General features: G+C 57.3%; 2 protein-coding genes. Both read right to left on the reverse strand.

Going from position 1 to position 1,296, the window contains the following annotated elements; translation table 11 throughout:
• On the reverse strand, positions 1-479 hold a 479-nt coding region (locus tag ACIF4X_RS29295), incomplete at its 3' end, for an NADH-quinone oxidoreductase subunit C (RefSeq protein ID WP_397484703.1).
• 74 nt (positions 480-553) lie between these two features.
• Positions 554-1,228: a NuoB/complex I 20 kDa subunit family protein gene (locus tag ACIF4X_RS29300; RefSeq protein ID WP_397484704.1), complete on the reverse strand. Its 675-nt coding sequence runs from the start codon at positions 1,226-1,228 to the stop codon at positions 554-556.
• Between the last annotated feature and the right edge of the window lie 68 nt (positions 1,229-1,296).

Genomic DNA, 1,296 nt, shown 5'->3' on the forward strand with positions numbered 1-1,296 from the left:
TCCCAGGTCGGCGGCATCATGATGCGCGACAGGTGCGGGTGACCTTTGAAGTCGATACCGAACATGTCCCAGACTTCACGCTCGTACCAGTTGGCGTTCGGCCAGATACCGGTGATGGTCGGCAAGCTGAGGTCGCTCTCGGACAAGGCGACCTTGATCATCACGTCACTATTACGCTCCAGCGACATGAGGTGATAGAACACGGTGAACTCAGCGTCACTCGGCAGGCCTTGACGCTTGGTGCGCAGACGCTCGTCCACGCCGTGCAGGTCATAGAGCATGACGTACGGCTTGGGCAGGTTGCGCAGGAAAGTCAGGACTTCAACGAGCTTGGCGCGCGCAACCCACAGCACCGGCATGCCGGTGCGGGTCGACTGAGCGGTGAACGCTTCAGCGCCAAAACGGTTGTTCAATTCAACGACCACATCCTGGTCGTCTGCCTTATAAGGCGGGATGTACAGAGCACTGCCTGTAGTCATGGTTATTTTTTCGCTTTCGGTCAACGTAAAGAATGAAGCCAGCTTCTCGTTTCTTTTTTAAGAACAGATCTGGATCAGACTTCGTCAGGGCTGCGCAGGTTGGTGACTGCGATTCGCTGTTCGCGGCGCTCTTCTTTTTGCGAAGGCATGTCGGCGCGATAAACGCCTTGATCGCCAACGACCCAGGAAAGCGGACGACGCTCCTTGCCGATCGATTCCTGCAGCAGCATCAAGCCTTGCAGAAATGCTTCCGGACGAGGAGGGCAGCCAGGTACGTAGACGTCCACGGGCAGGAACTTGTCCACCCCTTGAACCACGGAGTAGATGTCGTACATGCCACCGGAGTTGGCGCACGAACCCATGGAGATAACCCACTTCGGCTCGAGCATCTGCTCATAGAGACGCTGAATGATCGGCGCCATCTTGATGAAGCAGGTCCCGGCGATAACCATGAAGTCGGCCTGACGCGGCGATGCCCGGATGACTTCGGCGCCAAAGCGCGCGATGTCGTGGGGCGCCGTGAAGGCGGTGGTCATTTCCACGTAGCAGCACGACAGGCCGAAGTTGTACGGCCACAGGGAGTTTTTACGTCCCCAGTTGACCGCGCCACTCAGCACGTCTTCCAGCTTGCCCCTGAACATGTTTTTGTGGACTTGATCTTCTACCGGATCGGAAACGGTTTCCCGTTCGCCAATCGGATACTGCTCGTTAGGAGCATCGGGGTCGATCCTGGTGAGATTGTATTGCATTGCCAAAGCCTCATTGTTTCAGCTTCGCCTGCCGCTAGCGACGAGCTTCCGGAGCCCAGTCAAGGTCG

Origin of the sequence: Pseudomonas sp. NPDC085632 (genome assembly GCF_044541255.1) — a bacterium.
Classification (GTDB): Bacteria; Pseudomonadota; Gammaproteobacteria; order Pseudomonadales; family Pseudomonadaceae; genus Aquipseudomonas.

What these genes read in the sequence shown, in the direction of transcription:
- ACIF4X_RS29300 (WP_397484704.1), bottom strand. Translation starts at nt 1,228, where the DNA reads ATGCAATACAATCTCACCAGGATCGACCCCGATGCTCCTAACGAGCAG.